The following is a 17,749-nucleotide window of genomic DNA, read 5'->3' on the forward strand; positions in this document are numbered from 1 at the left end:
CTCTATGCTCCTAACTGACCTCGACCTTGCGAATGGTGACCTTGCTGCCCTCCGCCAGGTTCACCGCCGGATTGAGCACGACCTGGTCGCCGGGCTGGAGGCCCTCGCGCACTTCAATTGTGGTGCCCAAGTCCCGCGCGATCGAGACGTGCTGCAGATGAACGGTGCCATTCCGCACGACCGCGACATGAAGACCGTTCTGATCGAAGACGAGCGCATCGGACGAGACGGTCATCGACGGCGTCTTGCGCGGGATCGACAGCTCGACCGTGCAGTAGATACCGGGACTCAAGGCACCGTCCGGATTGGGCACGTCGATCTCGGTCAGCAGAGTTCGGCTTCCCGGCTGCAATGCGCTTGCGATGCGCGTGACTTTCCCCGGAAACGTCCGCCCCGGGATCTCGGGGACGCGAATATCCGCGTCGACGCCCGGCCCGACTCCGAAGGCCTCGTCCTGCGGCACGAAGACCTGGGTTCGGATCACGTTGGAATGCATCAGCGTGAACATGAAGGTCGACCCTGCCTGCACCAGGCTGCCATTGTCCACGTTGCGCTGTGTGATGACGCCGTCGAACGGCGCCACCACGCGCTGATAGGCCTTCTCCTGCTGGAGCACCCGAATCTGGGCTTCCTGCGCTGTGATGTTCGACTGGGCGACACCGACGGCCGCCTGCTGTGCACGCAGGGTGAGACGATCGTTGTCGCCCTGCTGTGCCGTCAGCCAGCCTTGCTTGACCAGATTGCTGTCGCGCGCATTGGTGACGTCGGCGAGCTCCCGGCTCGCTTGCGCCTGCTGCAAGGCGGCCTGGTTTTGGGCCAACGTCGCCTGGGCCTGGGCGATCTGCTGGTCGAGCTCCGGAGCGGTGATTGCCGCGAGAAGATCGCCTTTCTTGACCCGATCGCCGATATCCACGTAGCGCTTTTCGATATAGCCACTGGTCCGCGCGAAGATATTGGCTGCCTCGAACGCGGTCGTCGTCGCCGGCAAGGTAACCTTCATCAGGTCGCCGCTGGGCCGGACCACCGCCACCCGCACCTCCGGAATGGCGGTTCTCACCTGCTCCGCCACTGCAGCGACCTCACGCGCCGCCTGATAGTGCCGCCAGCCGCCAATGCCGAGACCGCCCGCGAGCAGCAGCAGCATCCCTCCTCCGAGCAGCGCGCCGCCGTAACGGCGTCCGGATGGCGCGGCCTTGCCGGGGAGCTCGACGATGCGGCGGCTCTCCGCATCGGGCGGGTCCCTCGCCTCGTCGTCATTGGTCCGCACACGAACGTCGCTCATTCCGGTTGCTCCTCGAATACGCCGTGGTGAGGCTTGCCATCGTTACCTTTGCGCAGCATGGCAAAGAGGTACGGCACGATCAGCAATGTCGTCGGGGTCGCGAACAGAAGTCCGCCGATCACCGCGCGCGCGAGCGCGGCGTTCTGCTCCTCGCCCGGACCTCCGAGCGCCATCGGGATCATGCCCACGATCATCGCGGCAGCAGTCATCAGGACCGGACGGATCCTGGTGCGGCCCGCGCTCAGCGCCGCCTGGAACGCGGAATGTCCCTTCAATTGCTCATCACGCGCGAACGTCACGAGCAGGATCGAATTCGCGGAGGCGACGCCGACCGCCATGATCGCCCCCATCAGCGAAGGCACGTTCAGTGTCGTTCCGGTGATGAACAGCATCGTCAAGATGCCGCACAAGGTCGCCGGCAGCGCCATGATGACGACGAAGGGATCGCCGAAGTTCTGGTAGTTCACGACCATCAGCAGGTAGACCAGGATGGCGGCAAACAGCAGGCCGATTCCGAGATTGCGGAACGACTGATTCATGCTCTGGATCTGTCCCAGGACCTGGATCGAATTACCCGGCTGGAGCTGCTTCTGGAGTGTGGACGTGACCTTGTTGATATCGGCCGCGACGCCGCCGAGATCGCGACCCTGGACGCTCGCATAGACGTCAAACACCGGCTGGACGTTTGCCTGGTTCGAATTGGTGGGGACACTCCCCCGCTTGAACGTCGCGACATTGCTGAGGAGGCCGGGCACCGTCTGCCCGCTCGCGGCAAGCGAGGCCGACACCGGCGTGTTTCCCAGTGCGTTCAGCGAATTGGCCCTGTATTCGGGTGTCTGCACGGCCAGATAATACGGGATGCCCGACGTCGGATCGGTCCAGAAGTTCGGCGAGACCTGAGCCGACGAACTGAGGCTGACATTGATATTGGTCGCCACCGTGCTCGCGTTGAGCCCGAGCTGCGCGGCCCGCGTGCGGTCGATGTCGGCATAGAACGCCGGAGCATCGACTTCCTGCTGCAGATGCGCATCGACGACACCGGGGATCGCCGCGAGGCTCTTCTGCAGCTCCTTGGCCACGGCCAGATTGTTGGCGCCGTAGCCAACCGTGCGGACATCGATCTGCGCCGGAAGACCGAAGTTCAGGATCTGCGTCACGATGTCGGCCGCCTGGAAATAGAACGTGTCCTCCGGGAATGCCGCCGGCAGCACCTGGCGCAGTTTCCTGACGTAGTCCGCGGTCGGCTTGTGTCCGTCCTTGAGCGACACGAGAATGGTGCCGTCGTTCACACCGATCGTCGAGCCGTCGGTGAATGCGAGATTGTAGGGACGCGCCGGAAGCCCGATATTGTCGACGATCAGCGCCCGGTCCCGCTCCGGAATCACCTGGCGGATTTTGTCTTCGACCGCCTGAAAGATCGCTTCCGTCTTCTCGATGCGGGTGCCCGCGGGCGCGCGAACGTGGAGCTGGATCTGGCCGCCGTCGATCAGGGGATAGAAGTCCCTACCGACATAGACGAACATGGTGGCCCCAAGAGCAAGCACCAGCACCGCGACGACCGGCACGACAACGCGACGCCGAAGCAACGTTAACAGCAAATCGGAATAGCCGTTGCGCAGGCGTTCGAATCCGCGGTCGAACATCGCCGAGGCGCGGCCGAAGATGCCCGACGGGCTTCCGCCCTCGCCATGGCGCCGTTCGCCCTTCAGCAGCAGGCCGATGGTGATCGGCGTCAGCGTTCGCGACAACGCATATGACGCCAACATCGCGAACACCACCGCCAGACCCAGCGGGGTGAAGAGGTATTTGGCCGGCCCTTCCAGAAAGACAACCGAGGTGAACACACAGCTGATGGCGAGCGTGGAGACGAGCGTCGGCACCGCGATTTCAGCCGCCCCGTGCAGCGTCGCATCAGGCAACGGCATGCCTTCCTCGGTCCAGAGCCGGTGCGTGTTCTCGATCGTCACCGTGGAATCGTCGACCAGGATACCGACCGCGAGTGCAAGCCCGCCGAGCGTCATCGTGTTCAAGGTCTCGCCGAGACAATACAGCACGACCAGCGAAGACAGCATCGCCAGCGGGATCGAGATCAAGACGACCAGTGTCGATCGCCACGATCCCAGAAACAGCAGGATCATCAGTGCCGTGAGGCCGGCCGCGATCGCGCCCTCGCGCAGCACGCCATCGACCGAATGGGTGACGAAGACCGACTGATCGAACAGCTCGTTGATCTTCAGCCCTGCAGGAGCCGACGCGCGAATCGAACTCAAGGCCTTCTTCACCCCGTTGACGACAGCGAGCGTCGAGGCATTTCCGTTCTTGATCACGCTGAGCAGGACGGCGCGATGACCGTCCTCGCGCACGATGTTCTGCTGGACCTGGGAGCCGTCCCGGACCTGGGCAACGTCCTTCAGGAAGATCGTGGCCCCGTTCACGAACTTGACCGGGATCATGTTGAGATCCTTGATCGAGGCTGGCGTGGCGTTGGTTCGAACGGTGTACTGGGTGTCGCCGATTTTCGTCGTCCCGGTGGGCAGCGTCAGATTTTGGGTGTTCACCGCATTGACGATGTCGAGCGGCGTCAATCCGCGCGACAGGAGCTTGTTCGGATCGATGTCGACCATGATCTGGCGGTACTTGCCGCCGGCAGGCGTGGGCAGCGTCACGCCCGGAACAGGCGCCAATTGCTGCCGGATACGGTAGATGCCGAAATCGTATAATTGCTGCTCGTTCAGACTATTGGACTCGAGGCTGAGCTGCAGCACCGGCACGCTCGATGCATTGAACTGCACGATGATTGGCGGCTGAATGCCCGGCGGCATCAGAGCGCGGATGGCGTTGGTTGCCGAGACGATCTGCGAGATTGCGAGGTCGAGATTCACGTCCGGCTGGAAGTAGATCTTCTGAACCGACAGGCCGTTGAGAGTTTGCGCCTCGATGTTCTTGATGCCGCTGACATTGGCGCTGATCGAATACTGGCTGTAGGTGCTGACGCGCTGCTCCATCTCGGGCGTCGACAGGCCGGTGTAGCTCCACACCACCGTGACGACGGGAATGCGGATCTCCGGAAAAATGTCCGTCGGCATCGACCAGATCGCGATGCCGCCGAGAAACAGGATCAACGCCGCAAGCACATAGAACGTGTGCGGAAACCGTAGCGCGAAGCGAACAATTCCCATGGTGGTTCTGCCTGAAGCAAGTTGCGCGGGATCATTGAACAGATGAGGACGGGAGAGCATCCGTTCAAATGAAAACGAATTCAGATGCTCCGCGGCAGGACAGACATCATTCGTACCGGCATCACCGCGTCTCGATCGCTCATGGAGCGGTGAGCTCCCGCGGCCGTGAGCCCGAGGCGCCGTCGGAGCGCTTGCGTGCCGCATCCTGCGCGGCAAGAATTGCGGCTCGCCTGACCTTGGCAAAGGCGCGGATCTCGATCTGCCGAACCCGCTCGCTGGAGATCGAAAGCTCGAAGCCGAGTTGGTCCAGCGTAACCGGGCATTCCGCCAGCCGCCTTGCCTCCAGAATATGACGCTCGCGCGCCGTGAGCATGCCCAGCGCAACGCGCAAGGCGTTGGTACGGCGCTCCGTCTGCTCATGATCGGCGAGCACCGTCTCCGCGTCGATCGCCTGATCGACCAGCAACGCTTCCCATTCGGTTCCCTGCTCGTCGTCGCCAACGCGCGCGTTCAGCGACATGTCACCGTTCAGGCGGGAATCCATCTCGATCACCTCACGCGCCGTGACGTCGAGCCTTTCCGCGATCGTCTCGGCGACATCGGGCGTGAGCGCCGCCATCGCGCCGCCCGCGGCTTTCCTCATCTCGCTACGGAGCTTGAAGAACAGCTTCTTCTGCGCTGCCGTCGTACCGATCCTGACCAGAGACCAGGAGCGCAGGATGTATTCGTGAACCGAGGCCTTGATCCACCAAACCGCATAGGTGGAGAACCGCGCACCGCGGCCGGGTTCGAAGCGTGACGCCGCGATGACGAGGCCGAGATTTGCCTCCGCAATCACATCGGCCAAGGGCAGACCGTACCCCTTGTAGCCGCGCGCCACCTTGGCTGCGAGCCGGAGATGGCTCGTGACGAGCGCGTTCACGGCACCGCGGTCCCGCGTCTCCTGCCAGCGGCGCGCAAGCTGCTGCTCGTGACCGGGCTCAAGCAGTTCATAGCGCTTGATGGCGGCGGAATAGGCGCTGAGGAAGGGGAGCGATGGGGCTCCGGCCGCGACAGCCATGGCACCATTCCTCGCGACTTCGTGGCTCTGCATCTGTCACTCCCACATACGAAACCGGCAAGCGGACTCTAGGAAGCCTCCGAAGGAGGAGGCCACTGAATTGAGCGTAACAAACCTGAATTCGCCTTCAGACATTCGGCATGTCACTCGGCATGTCATGGCATCGAGAACATCACGCATCATGAGGGGCATCACATCTGATTAACGGCTTCGAGAGTTGGGGTCCGGGACCGGCATGCGGCGGCTTTGCTCGCCCTCCCGGTCCAGGCAAGGATCTCGATCCGCCCGCCGGGAGCCGGACCGATGATCAATCGAAAGCCATGCAGCTTGACGATGGCAGCCACCAGGCTCAGTCCCAGCCCAACCCCCGGCGTGTTGCGCATCTTGTCGGAACGATAGAATCGCCGCAGCACCGCTTCGCGCTCCTGCGTGCTGATGCCGGGCCCGGTGTCACTTACGCGCACGAGTGCCGTGTCGTCTTCCGACACCAGTTCGAGCCTCACCTGGCCGCCGGGCGGCGTGAACTTGACGGCATTGTCCACGAGATTGGCCATCGCTTCGAACAACAGGTCCCGATCGCCCCACACCTGCACATTGCGATCGATGACGACGCCAAGCCCGATGCCCTTGTCTTCGGCGATGGGCTCATAGACGTCGCACACTTCGCGCAGGATCTCGTCGAGCGCAACGTTACCGAAACCGGCGGTGCGGCGGCTGTTCTCGATCTCGGTGAGGCGCAGCAAGGCGGTGACGATCGCGAGCGACTGATCGATTCCGGCCATTGCCTTGTCCGTGACCTCCTGGAGCTGCTCCAAAGTGGTCGCATGCGTTCGGCCGCGCTCCAGCGCCAGGCGTGCGCGCGTGAGCGGCGTCCTGAGATCATGGGCGATATCGTTGCCGACACCGGCAAGCGCGTTGATCATGGTCTCCATCTCGGCGAGCATGCCGTTGACGATCCTGGCCAGTCGCGCGAACGGATCGTCGGAATTGTCCTCCGGCAGCCGCTCGCGCAACTCCCCGGCCACGATCCGCTGTACCCGCTGGTTCACCTCCTCCACGCGTCTCTGGGCGCGAACACTCAGCCACGCTCCGGCCAGCAGACAGAGGCAGAACGCCGGCAGCAGGCCAAGCGCGAGCGCCTGCCCCACGACACTCGATATCTCGCGCGTCTCATCGACATTCCGTCCCATCACCAGGACATCGCCGTTCTCAAGACGCCTGCCCACGACCCTGATGACCGGTCCGTGGACCGCCGATTTCTCAATGAGGTCGAGCCGCACACCCTGCGCCGCTCCGCCGAGATCGAGTGCGCGCGGCAAGCTGTCGATGTTGCCGGCAAGCCGGGTGCCGGCACCATTGAAAAGTCCCGCGTACTGCACGCCTCTGGAATCCTGCTCGAGATGATCGGAGATCGCTCCGATGCGGCGCGCCGACGGCAAATCTGCGATGAAGTTAATCCGGGTCATGATCATGCGATCGGATCGTGCGATCAGATAGTCGTCGAGCTTCCAATAGGTGAACGCGAACAGCCCGACCACGAACAGTGCAAATGCGGCCGCCACCGCCAGGGCCCAGAGGAACGTGTTCGAACGGATGAACTGAATTTGGCGCATCGAACCGGCACTCGATATTCGTCCGAGATGTGCTCCGCGAGCCCCTGGGTTTCACGCCTCTATGCGCGCGAACGCAGAATGAAGCCGGAGCCGCGAACATTGTGGATGAGCTGCGTATCGCCGGGACCATCGACCTTGTGGCGCAGCCGGCCCATATGCACGTCGATCAGATTCGTCGTTGCCGGAACGAACTTGTAGTTCCAGACCTCTTCGAGCAGCATCGCGCGCGTGAGCAACTGATCGCTCCGGCGCATCATGTATTCGAGCAGGCGGAACTCACGCGGCAACAGGTCGATCTCGCGCTCGTCCCGTCGCGCGGTCCGCTCGATCAGGTCGAGTTCCAGCGGCCCGACATGCAACGTGGTCTCACGGCTGTCCATCGGACGGCGCAACAACGCCTCTATGCGTGCGACGAGCTCGATGATCGCGAACGGCTTGGTGAGATAGTCGTCTCCCCCCATACGCAATCCGCGCACCCGATCGTCCACGGCGCCGAGCGCACTCAGAACCAGCACCGGCGTCCCGACCCGATCCTTGCGTAGGGCCTCGATGACGGTCAGCCCGTCCATTCCGGGCAGCATGCGATCGACGATCATGGCATCCGGACACGCCGCGCGCGCCCGATCGAGACCGTCGACGCCGTCAGGGGCCCATTGGACCTCGAAACCGCGATCGGCGAGTTCGGCGACGATCACCTCGGCGGTTTCGGCATCATCTTCGATCAGAAGAATCCGCGTCATGATCCTGCTCCCACGTTCTGCGAGGCGTTTCGGCCTGCGGCGGAGGAGCACGGGCTCGGCGGTCCGGAGCGTCATGTTCAATGCCCGCCCGCTCTGAACGCGCGGCGCCGCGCCAGCCTGCCATAGGCCACTCGTTGTCTGACGAGATAGTCCTGCGGAGCATGGGGCACCACTAAATAGCGATTCAGGAAGCGCGCCGAGCCCGTCGCCAACAGGGCCAGCGCGATGGCCATACGTCTCGCTGTCGTCGTGATCATCTTCCGCCTCCATTCTGAACTGCGCTTTCATGAACATATGCCTGCGATGCGCTCCCCGTTACTCTCAAGGCAACGGATGTTGCGCATTCGCACGATCGTGCTTGCAGCGCCGCGCCGGGTCACAGGCCGTTGAAATCAGGTGAGCAATTCGTGCATTTGGACGACGCCCGGCCGTCCATACGTTGATGGTGAGCCGCTTGGTCGGCCTGATGTCATCAAAGGAGAAGCCGAAATGACCACTCTCAAACTCTTGTCGACGGGATTGATTGCAGCCGCCGTGCTCGGCGGACCCGTCATGGCGCGCGAGCACCATTCCGTCATGCGACAGCCGGCGATGACAACCGATACGGCCGCACCGGATGCGCCCTTCTATCAGCAGGGAGGCCGCGCCTGCGTTCCCGCGCCGCGCGTCGGCGCTTTCGCGACGGCGCCGTGGACCGGCAACAACGTGCCTTGCGAGCCCGGCACGGGCAGCTTCTGATCACGGCATTTCCTTGGCCGGCCGGGCGCCTCGGTCGGCCGCTCCTCATCGAACGACGGGGGCGGGCTGGAACATTCGGCCCGCCCCTTCTGTGAGCCGCGGCCCCCGCGGCAGGATCACCTTCCCTACCGGTGCGCCTCGTTCCTGAAGTCGAATTTAGTGGGATTGCCGCGCATCGCTCCTACCTCTCCTTTCATCACGAGCCTTGTCATCAGGAGCTTTTGGCGACGGCACGACGCGGAAGCGGACTGCATGGATGACCAGGCAGATCGACACGAAAGGAGTGTCCCATGAAACGAGCAATCATGATTTTGGCAACGGCGGCGCTTGCCTCGACCCTGGCCATCGGCGCGGCCGAGGCGCACGGCGGTGGCGGCGGCGGTGGCCACGGTGGTGGCTTTGGCGGCGGCGGCCACGCCAGTTTTGGCGGTGGTGGCTTTGGCGGCGGACATATGGGCTTCGGGGGCGGCGGCGCGCATTTCGGTGGCATGGCGCGTGATGGAGGCTTTGGCGGCGAACATCTCGGATTCGGCGGTCATGTCGGCAACGGCGGCATCGGCCTGCGCCAACATGCGTTCCACCGCTTTGGTCGCAATCGATCCGGATACGGATTCTACGGCGCCTATCCAGATTGCTACGATTGGTACGAGCTGCACCCCGACCAGCCGTTGCCGCTGAGCTGCAGCTAGTCTGCACACACGGCGCTCCGCCGCGGTCCAGACCTACCGCGAAGGTTGCGGCGCCCGCCCGCTCACGACTTGGCCGAGCCTGGCTCGGCCATTTGCGATGCTGGTTTGCCAGCAAGCTCTAGGAGGGGCGGAAGCCCGGAGGCATCGTTCGCCAGACTTTATCTTTGAGGCAATAGGCACGGGCGCCCTCGGGAATATCTTCGGCGGCGCCGCCCTCATGTTGCTCGTAAAGGAGCGCCGGGAACAGCCTCCCTTTGATCACCTTAATCATATCACCGCGTCGAATGTCCGCGCCGGCTGTTCCCGTCAAAACCGACATGATCCCTCGCGAAGCGCACGTAGCATGCCAAACGAGCTCGTCGACCGGACGGGCTTGCCTGAAGCTATCTCGAAGCAGAACATTCTTCCAATAACCCGAAAGGACTACTCCCTGATCGGGCTGCCCTTGCGGCCTGATGCCGAAGAGTCTGCGAGGATCCGGCTGCGGAGCGCGCGCAAGGCGGCTGGTTCTGAGGAGTTGCGTATCTCGAGTCCCGCGCCGCATTGCCCCCGAGACGACCCACTCGCTTCGCCGGATGGAAGCAGACCTCAGGTCCTAGCTCGTTTCTCGGCAGCAGCGGCCCCGCCAACGCGGTTACAATATAGCGGGGCCGCCTGCCCTGCGGACATCGGTGCTTAACCTGAGCCCGAAGGCCACCAGATTTTACCCCGAGCCGCCGGGAACGCGGACTGGTCGAAAGAGGCACCCATTTCGGAGCGCCCCGGTCTGTCAGACCAGCATCCTGCTTTCGACAGCACCTCTTTCTGAAGCGGAAGTGGCGCGAACGGACCGACTATTCGACGGTCACGGACTTCGCGAGATTCCGCGGCTGGTCCACGTCGGTCCCCATAATCGCGGCACTGTGATAGGCAAGGAGCTGTAGCGGCACCGCGAGAGCCAGCGGCGCCACGATCGGGGGCATATCCGGTAAGGCCAAGACCGAGCAACCACTGGACGCGGCGAGTGAAGCACCTCTCTCGTCGGTCAAGAGGATAATGCGGCCCCCGCGGGCGATCACCTCCTGCATGTTCGACATGGTCTTTTCGAACGTCGCGTCGTACGGCGCAATGACGATGACCGGCAAGCCCTTGTCGATTAGCGCGATCGGTCCATGTTTGAGCTCACCGGCCGCATAGCCCTCTGCGTGAATGTAAGTGACCTCCTTGAGCTTGAGGGCTCCCTCCAATGCCAGCGGATAATTGGTGCCCCGGCCTATGAATAGAGCGTCTCTGGCCCTGGCGATCTCACGCGCGAGCTCATGGACTTTCGGCTCCAGTTCGAGCGCGCGGGCCATATAGTCTGGAATCTCGGCAAGGGTCCGGACGAGCGAGCGCTCTTCTTCGGCCGAGAGCACACCGCGACTGCGACCGGCAGCGATTGCAATGCAGAGCAAGATTGCCAGCTGACAGGTGAACGCCTTTGTCGATGCGACCCCTATTTCCGGACCGGCCAATGTGGGCATTACGATGTGGCTCGAACGAGCCATCGTCGAGGTTTGCACGTTGACGACAGCGAGAACGCGCTGGCCGTGGGTCTTGGCGAACTCCAACGAAGCGAGCGTGTCGGCCGTTTCGCCGGACTGCGACACGAAAATCGCCAGATTGCCCGCGCCGAACGGAACATCGCGATAGCGGAACTCCGAAGCAATATCGATCTCGACCGGGAGCTTGGCGTAGCGCTCGAACCAGTACTTCGCAATCAGACCGGCGTAGAAGGAGGTCCCGCAAGCTACAATCGACACGCGATCGACTGTCCTGAGGTCCGCATCCACGCCTGCCGGCAACCTGATCGTCCCGTCGGGTGCGATATATTGCGCAAGCGTCTGCCCAACCACCTTCGGCTGTTCGTGAATCTCCTTCGCCATGAAGTGGCGGTGCTCGCCCTTGTGAACAATCACGGCGGCACCAGCGATTTTGGCCGACGTACGGCGCAGGCGCGCGCCGTTCACGTCGATAAACTCGATCTGCTCCCGGGTCACGACGGCGAGGTCGCCGTCCTCAAGGTAGGCGACAATGTCCGTCAGAGGCGCGAGCGCCATCGCATCCGACCCCAGGAACATTTCGCCGCAACCGTAGCCGACAGCAAGCGGCGAGCCCTTTCGGGCACCGATCAGGAGATTGTCGTGCCCCTCGAACAGGAAGGCGAGCGCGAACGTTCCGCTCAAGCGCGGGAGCACCTTACGCACCGCTGCGACCGGCTCGTATCCGTTCTTCCGCTCGCGGCTAACGAGATGCGCAACCACTTCGGAGTCGGTCTCGGTCGCAAAATGTGCACCGGCCGCTTTGAGATCATTGCGCAACTCTCGATGGTTCTCGATGATCCCATTGTGCACGATCGCCACACCATCAACCATGTGAGGATGCGCATTCGTCTCATCGGGACGGCCGTGCGTTGCCCAGCGGGTGTGACCAATTCCGATCCGCCCGGCAAGCGGCTCCGAGTCGAGCCGACTCTTGAGGTTCACGAGCTTTCCGACCGCACGACGTCGCGTCAGCGAACCGTCCTCGAGAGTAGCAATACCGGCTGAGTCATATCCGCGATATTCAAGCCGCTTCAGCGCATCCAAAAGAAGAGCAGAGGCTGGGCCCCGCCCGACGACACCAACAATTCCGCACATGGCCTCTCTCCGAGCAACTACCAACGGGCCCACCAAGCGCAACCACGATTGCGGGCAATCTCCTAACGCGACGGCATCGGCCTGGCCCCCTCACCTTTGGCCTGCCCTGCTGCGCATGCTTCGGCGAGACGCTCAAGCTAGCCGCCTCCCGGCCGCCCGCGCGCCTGTCGAATATCGTCGACAACATTGGCGAGTAGTATCGTGGGACGCGAATTCTAGCACGCGCAGCCGCCGATTGTATGATGATGACGGAGTAGACCTCATGCCCATAAGCTCCGCACTTGATCGCTACACCGACGCACGCATGACCAATCGTTCGGTTTGCCGCGGCCCGTTCGAGAGCTCGGCGACGATGCGATTGAGCTGATGAAGCGCCGGGATTTGCGCTGACCGGCGCAGATTGAACGCGAGATGCTCTTTCCGAAACATCGAAAACAGTGAGACTCCTGTAGAGTTCGTTGCCAGCGCGTAATCCACGACGAAGGCAGCAGCGATCTCGGTGAGGTCGCCCCGGTATCCCATCTCGTAAAGGCCGTTCAGTATTTCCTTCTCCGATCCCAGCCTCGCGACAAGCGGATCGACGCTCGAGAATGATCCATACGTGACAAACGTCCTGCGCCGCGCAATCTCCGTCGATCTCTGAAGATTCGGCTCGAGCGGATTATTCGCGATCTGTATCAGCCGATATGGTAGAGATTCATGGAGGTCGTCAATTCCGCCCTCGTTATTGCCCGCAATCGAAATTGCGCGGGCTTTCCCGTCCTGAACGATGCGCTCGACCGCTCGAATGATGTCTTCGCGAACGACCTCTTCGCGGGTGGGACGGTGGAGAGCAAGCACATCTACATAATCCGTGCGAAGTCGCCTCAGGCTATCCTCGATGCTCGTCCTGATCAGCTCGGCCGATAGCGGCACTTTGAAGGGCTTCGATTTCATTGCGGAGAGGCGCGGTCGGATCCCGGGAAACACCGCAAGAGCGGCGCGCGCGATCGGCTTCAGGATCCGCTTAACGGCGGAGGTATCACGCGGGCGCATCCCGACCTTTGTGCAGATATGGACGCTGCCGCGCTTGCTGGATACGAACTGGCCCAAAATAGACTCGGCCATCCCATCGCCATACGAAGGCGCCACGTCGTACCAGGTTATTCCGGCGTCGTATGCGCGCTCGAGCCCCTCGATCCCCCTGCGAGCCCCAACGCGCCCCCCGAGCGACGCGCAGCCGAAACCGATGCTCGATACATTCGCGCCGAGAGCATCAACACGGACCATCTTCATCGCAAGCACCCCTGACCACGCCGTTTGCGCTCAAGTCACCGACGTCGATCGTTCGACAGCGCGTACTCCAAGCCGACGGCCACGTCGGGCAAGCCCGCCGCCGAAACATCTCTGCAGGTTTGCCTGGCTTCATCTTCATGCAAATGGATGATGACGGGGTTCGCTCGGACATTACATACGCTACGCCCCTGGAATTTGAGACAGTGGCGGGGATGCACGGAGTAGTCCGTTCGAGCGGCTGCTGGCAGCTCGGCTCCGCCGCCATCGTCAGGTGTGCTCATTTGCGCAATCGAGATGCGGCGCGATTGAGAGTTAACTTTCTGCGATCGATGGCGCCTTCTTCGCCGTTCGAAACTCCATCTAACTTGGACAGCGAATGTCATCTCGCTCAGAACAAGTTGCCGACGACGTTCTGGTGACCGGAGCTGCTGGCTTCATCGGTTTTCATGTCGCCCGTCGGCTGCTCGACGAGGGACGCCGGGTCGTCGGATTGGACAACATCAACAGCTACTACGATCCCGCCTTGAAGCGCGCGCGTCTCGACATTCTGCGCCGCGATCCGCGTTTTTCCTTCGTGCAGATCGATCTTGGACATCGGTCGACGATGGCCGAGTTGTTCGCAAAACATCGTTTTGCGAGAGTGGTCCATTTGGCCGCTCAGGCCGGCGTCCGGCATTCGATCGATCAGCCGCACGCTTATGTCGACGCCAATCTTGAGGGGTTCCTCAACGTCCTCGAAGGCTGCAGGCATAACGCCTGTGGTCATTTGATCTACGCATCATCATCGTCCGTGTACGGCGCCAATGCCGAGTTGCCATTTTCGACCCGGCATAGGGCCGACCACCCCGTCAGCTTCTATGCCGCGACGAAGAAAGCCAACGAGCTGATGGCCCATTCTTACAGCCACCTGTACCGGCTCCCGGTCACCGGCTTACGATTCTTTACGATCTACGGCCCGTGGGGCCGGCCCGACATGGCGATATTCCTGTTCGCCGACGCGATCGTTAAAGGCAAGCCGATCAAGCTCTTCAACCATGGCAAGATGCGGCGCGACTTCACCTATGTCGACGACGTCACGCGCGTCATCTCGCGGCTGATCGAGCGCGCTCCGGAGGACAACGCCGATGCGGCGGGCGCACCGGCCAAGCTCTACAATGTAGGCAATAACCGCCCGGAAGCGCTGATGCACGTCCTCGAATTGATCGAGAAAGAGCTGGGACGAACCACGGCGAAGGAAATGCTGCCAATGCAGCCTGGGGATGTTCCGGAAACGTTTGCCGACGTTGGCGATCTCATGCGCGATACCGGCTTTTCGCCCTCCACCCCTATCGAAACCGGCATATCCAATTTCGTCCGCTGGTATCGCGACTACTACCGGATATGATTTTTCGAGATCATCTCCCCAAGGGTCAAACCGTCCGCTCCCGATCGATCGGAGTATCGGTTGCAACTTCTGCGCGGCGGTGATGGACGACCAGGCGGAACTTGCGAAGAAAAGAGCGCGGCCCCGGCGGGGGCATTGGGGATTCGCAGGGCCGGGGCCGCAACGCTGCGCCGAAGTGGGCTCCGTCGACGCAACATCATCGTAGTCCTCGAGAAGCAATTGTTCATTCTGAATTCGTGATCATAGAGATCAACGTCGGGGTACCCATCAATGATGATTGAGCCCTCCTAGAATAGCCGCTTGCTATGCGCGCCCCTGCGATGCGAAATCTTGACCGTGATGCGGGGGGCTCGCTGCAGTCATCGGAATGTTCGCGTTGTCCGGAGACATCCATGCCGCGGTATTTCTTTCATATCCACGACGGTCATTCAGTGCTCGACGATGTCGGACTTGATCTCCCCGACATTTCCGCGGCACGGACCACTGCGATCGAACTGAGCGGCGAGATCCTCAAGCACGACGTGATGGACCCACTCCTGCATTACATTTCCTGGCAGGTGGAAGTCAGCGACAGCCCCGAGCTTGGCGGCCGGTCGCTGTTCGTTCTTCAGTTCTCCATCGAGGGATAAGAGACCGAAAACGCAGCTTTGCCGGCGCTTGCGCAATCTGAAGGTGCAATAGTCGCTCGGCTGGGCTTCGGCGAAATGCCCGCATATCGCACTGCAAACAGTGCGAGATGATGTCTTAGCGTTCCCCGGGCACCGGATCCGATCCAGCATGCGCCGGTTTGTCCTGCGCCGAATTGGCGCGGTCATCCTGCGAGATGGCGAGGGCCGCAAGCGCAGTGCGATTGCCGATTTCAAGCTTCTGGAAAATGTTGTGGAGGTGAACCTTGATGGTGCCGTCCGCAATGTTGAGCCGGCGGCCGATTTCCTTGTTGGACAGGCCACGAGAGACCAGGCGCATGATCTGCCGCTCGCGCTCGGTGAGCACCGCGAGCGCACTTTCCGGATTCGGACTGTGCTCGCGAGGCGCGGCCTGATCGGTGGGCGACAACGGAACAACGGTCTGGCCGTTGGCAATGTCTCGCAAGCCCTGCACCACGGCTTGGCCTGTCATCTCCTTGAGAAGGACACTGTACCCGGCGGGGGCGCCCGCCAACACGAGATCATAGTCCTCGCTGGGCGCGAAGAACACAAACCGCGTTGGTCGGCTGTCCGAATGGCTGAGCGAATTGTTCATCAGCGCGGTCAGCTCCGGCATTGCCGCATCCATGATCGCTATGTCGGGCGCAAGCGTCAAAATTGCCTGGATGCAACTCGCAGCATCGCCGCAGGATGCAACGACCTCAAAATCGGATTCTGAACCGAGAACACTTGCGAGACCCTGCAAAACCATTGGGTGTCGGTCTGCAATCACTACAGTCGCACGACGCATCGGGCGCTCCCTAACCTGCCGCCCCCAAAATTCCCGCGATTGAAGCTACAGGCCCCCGCCCTTGCCGCTCCAACATCAATTGATCACCAACAAATAAACTTCGAGCAATTCCCTAAAGTATCATTTGGCGTAGCGGACCTATGAGGCAAATAACCGCACGAGTCTGTGATCGCAATATACATCAAGTTCGCCGGATCAAAGGGCCGTATGAACCCGGTGGTCTCGGCTCACAACCGCTGGAGAGCGGTCTTGCCACTTGGCAAGTTCGAAAGCATCGCGATGGAGCAAGGCTTTCGCGAACGGATTCACCCGCTCAGGGCGAACATTCAAAGGTTGAATCAGTATTCTCTTTCGCCCCCAAGTCAATCTCTGACGGCCGTTCACCAACAGCTTGGGGACCCATCGGCCTATAACCAAAGGTATATAGGCAAAATCGAAAGATCGAATCTAACCTTCAGCAATTATTAACTAAACGGCGCCCGGCTTCTGCAAATCAGAAAAACCGGGCTATGCAATGCTTTGTTCCTTTTCCTGCGTGTTTTTCATTCAAGTTGTGTCATTGCGTTGGTTGCGGAGGGTAAGATGAGGAGGCGGCAATCCTGCAAAGTTGTTTTGATCGGACGAAACATTTTGCTGCGAGAGGGAATTTCTCAAATACTGCATGCGGCAGATTTTCAAATTGCGGTGTCGGCCTCGAGCACCGATGAAGTTACAAGCACACTCCAGGCACATCAGCAGCTCCTGTTTGTGATTATCCACAGCACCGGCGAATTCGATGCAGCCATGAAGCACATCGGATTTGTAAGAGAGAACTATCCGGATGCGCGCGTAGCGATCGTTTCGGACCACTACCGGCCGGATGAGTTGATCGCGGCCTACAAGGCCGGCGCCAGCGGCTATTTCGTCGACGTCAATTCATGCGACGCTTTCATCAAGTCCATCGAACTCGTAACGATGGGCGAGACGGTGTTTCCACCGGCTTTCCTGTCATTCGTGCTCGATAGCGGTTTCGATCGCGAGCCTCAGCTTCAGCCAGTGATCGAAGAGCGATCAAATCTCCTCGTTGCTGCCGAAGAACGGATAGCACCTCATCTGTCACCGCGAGAGCGGGCGATTCTCTCCTATCTGATCGAGGGCAATTCCAACAAGTGCATTGCGCGAAAGATCGATATTGCCGAGGCCACCGTGAAGGTTCACGTCAAGGCGATCCTGCGCAAGATACGGGTCCAGAATAGGACGCAGGCCGCAATTTGGGGAATGAACAACGGATCACTGGTGCGGGTCTCGAATGGTCACGCGCTGCCGTTGTCAATCGATCGGGAACCTACGCTCAGCCTCGTCTCAAGCGACCGCGGACGTCACGAAATCGGCGCCGCAGAGCCGGACTAACCTGGCGGATCGGCCTGACGCCCATCAAGCCCTCGACAAATTCCGGGCGGCGCCTATACGCGCCGCCCGGCTAACCGCGCCGGACTGATCTATCGATCGAGAGGATCAGGACCTGCCCGTGGAGCGGCAACATTTCGTGGGGCGTCTCCTGCATTCAAATGATGCGCGCTGGGACCGAGCGGCTAGAACGCATCGTCGAACCAATAGTCCTGGTCCCCGCAGGAGCCTGGTGACCGGCAAGCATCGAACCTTGTATCGATCGCTTGCCCACCCGGATGATCCGAGCCCCCTGCTTGCCATGGAGCA

The 17,749-nt window shown here is 61.5% G+C and carries 15 protein-coding genes; 5 read left to right on the forward strand and 10 right to left on the reverse strand.

What is annotated here, in order from left to right; translation table 11 throughout:
- Positions 1-10 precede the first annotated feature (10 nt).
- From ACVJ5M_RS32760 to ACVJ5M_RS32785, 6 genes are all read right to left on the reverse strand, one after another.
- Positions 11-1,282 (reverse strand): efflux RND transporter periplasmic adaptor subunit, encoded by a 1,272-nt coding sequence (locus tag ACVJ5M_RS32760; RefSeq protein ID WP_063984307.1) that lies wholly within the window; start codon positions 1,280-1,282, stop codon positions 11-13.
- Positions 1,279-4,461, reverse strand: coding sequence for an efflux RND transporter permease subunit (locus ACVJ5M_RS32765; RefSeq protein ID WP_071915337.1), 3,183 nt, complete (start codon positions 4,459-4,461; stop codon positions 1,279-1,281). Before ACVJ5M_RS32765 ends, ACVJ5M_RS32760 begins: the two co-directional genes overlap by 4 nt.
- A gap of 139 nt (positions 4,462-4,600) precedes the next feature.
- Positions 4,601-5,521 (reverse strand): RNA polymerase sigma factor RpoH, encoded by a 921-nt coding sequence (rpoH, locus tag ACVJ5M_RS32770; protein WP_063986517.1) that lies wholly within the window; start codon positions 5,519-5,521, stop codon positions 4,601-4,603.
- A 191-nt stretch (positions 5,522-5,712) separates the two neighbouring features.
- Positions 5,713-7,134: a sensor histidine kinase gene (locus tag ACVJ5M_RS32775; RefSeq protein WP_063984309.1), complete on the reverse strand. Its 1,422-nt coding sequence runs from the start codon at positions 7,132-7,134 to the stop codon at positions 5,713-5,715.
- Positions 7,135-7,193: 59 nt separating this feature from the next.
- A complete protein-coding gene (locus ACVJ5M_RS32780; RefSeq protein ID WP_014496376.1) occupies positions 7,194-7,874 on the reverse strand; it encodes a response regulator transcription factor in 681 nt (226 codons plus the stop codon).
- A gap of 77 nt (positions 7,875-7,951) precedes the next feature.
- Complete coding sequence (locus ACVJ5M_RS32785) at positions 7,952-8,131, reverse strand: hypothetical protein (protein WP_166097357.1); 180 nt, start codon at positions 8,129-8,131, stop codon at positions 7,952-7,954.
- Positions 8,132-8,363: 232 nt separating this feature from the next.
- Between ACVJ5M_RS32785 and ACVJ5M_RS32790 the strand changes: the two genes are divergently transcribed.
- On the forward strand, positions 8,364-8,612 hold the full coding sequence (locus ACVJ5M_RS32790; protein ID WP_063984310.1) for a hypothetical protein: 249 nt from the start codon (positions 8,364-8,366) through the stop codon (positions 8,610-8,612).
- Between the two features lie 290 nt (positions 8,613-8,902).
- Positions 8,903-9,301: a hypothetical protein gene (locus ACVJ5M_RS32795; RefSeq protein WP_063984311.1), complete on the forward strand. Its 399-nt coding sequence runs from the start codon at positions 8,903-8,905 to the stop codon at positions 9,299-9,301.
- 118 nt (positions 9,302-9,419) lie between these two features.
- On the opposite strand, the gene ACVJ5M_RS32800 is transcribed toward ACVJ5M_RS32795, so the two are convergent.
- The 3 genes from ACVJ5M_RS32800 to ACVJ5M_RS32810 form a co-directional block, all read right to left on the reverse strand.
- Entirely contained in the window at positions 9,420-9,620 is a 201-nt protein-coding gene (locus ACVJ5M_RS32800) for a hypothetical protein (protein ID WP_063984312.1), read from the reverse strand.
- Between the two features lie 514 nt (positions 9,621-10,134).
- Positions 10,135-11,958, reverse strand: coding sequence for a glutamine--fructose-6-phosphate transaminase (isomerizing) (gene glmS, locus ACVJ5M_RS32805; protein WP_063986518.1), 1,824 nt, complete (start codon positions 11,956-11,958; stop codon positions 10,135-10,137).
- 288 nt (positions 11,959-12,246) lie between these two features.
- Positions 12,247-13,233: an aldo/keto reductase gene (locus tag ACVJ5M_RS32810; RefSeq protein ID WP_063984313.1), complete on the reverse strand. Its 987-nt coding sequence runs from the start codon at positions 13,231-13,233 to the stop codon at positions 12,247-12,249.
- 376 nt (positions 13,234-13,609) lie between these two features.
- On the opposite strand from ACVJ5M_RS32810, the gene ACVJ5M_RS32815 reads away from it, so the two are divergent.
- The gene (locus ACVJ5M_RS32815; protein WP_166097372.1) at positions 13,610-14,617 is read left to right on the forward strand and encodes an NAD-dependent epimerase; all 1,008 of its coding nucleotides are present in this window, start codon (positions 13,610-13,612) and stop codon (positions 14,615-14,617) included.
- A gap of 392 nt (positions 14,618-15,009) precedes the next feature.
- Positions 15,010-15,246 (forward strand): DUF6894 family protein, encoded by a 237-nt coding sequence (locus tag ACVJ5M_RS32820; RefSeq protein WP_028147263.1) that lies wholly within the window; start codon positions 15,010-15,012, stop codon positions 15,244-15,246.
- Positions 15,247-15,361: 115 nt separating this feature from the next.
- On the opposite strand, the gene ACVJ5M_RS32825 is transcribed toward ACVJ5M_RS32820, so the two are convergent.
- Positions 15,362-16,054, reverse strand: coding sequence for a LuxR C-terminal-related transcriptional regulator (locus ACVJ5M_RS32825; protein WP_084795225.1), 693 nt, complete (start codon positions 16,052-16,054; stop codon positions 15,362-15,364).
- 582 nt (positions 16,055-16,636) lie between these two features.
- On the opposite strand from ACVJ5M_RS32825, the gene ACVJ5M_RS32830 reads away from it, so the two are divergent.
- Entirely contained in the window at positions 16,637-17,443 is an 807-nt protein-coding gene (locus tag ACVJ5M_RS32830) for a LuxR C-terminal-related transcriptional regulator (protein ID WP_063984316.1), read from the forward strand.
- Positions 17,444-17,749: the final 306 nt, after the last annotated feature.

The organism is Bradyrhizobium sp. S3.7.6, from assembly GCF_054061875.1.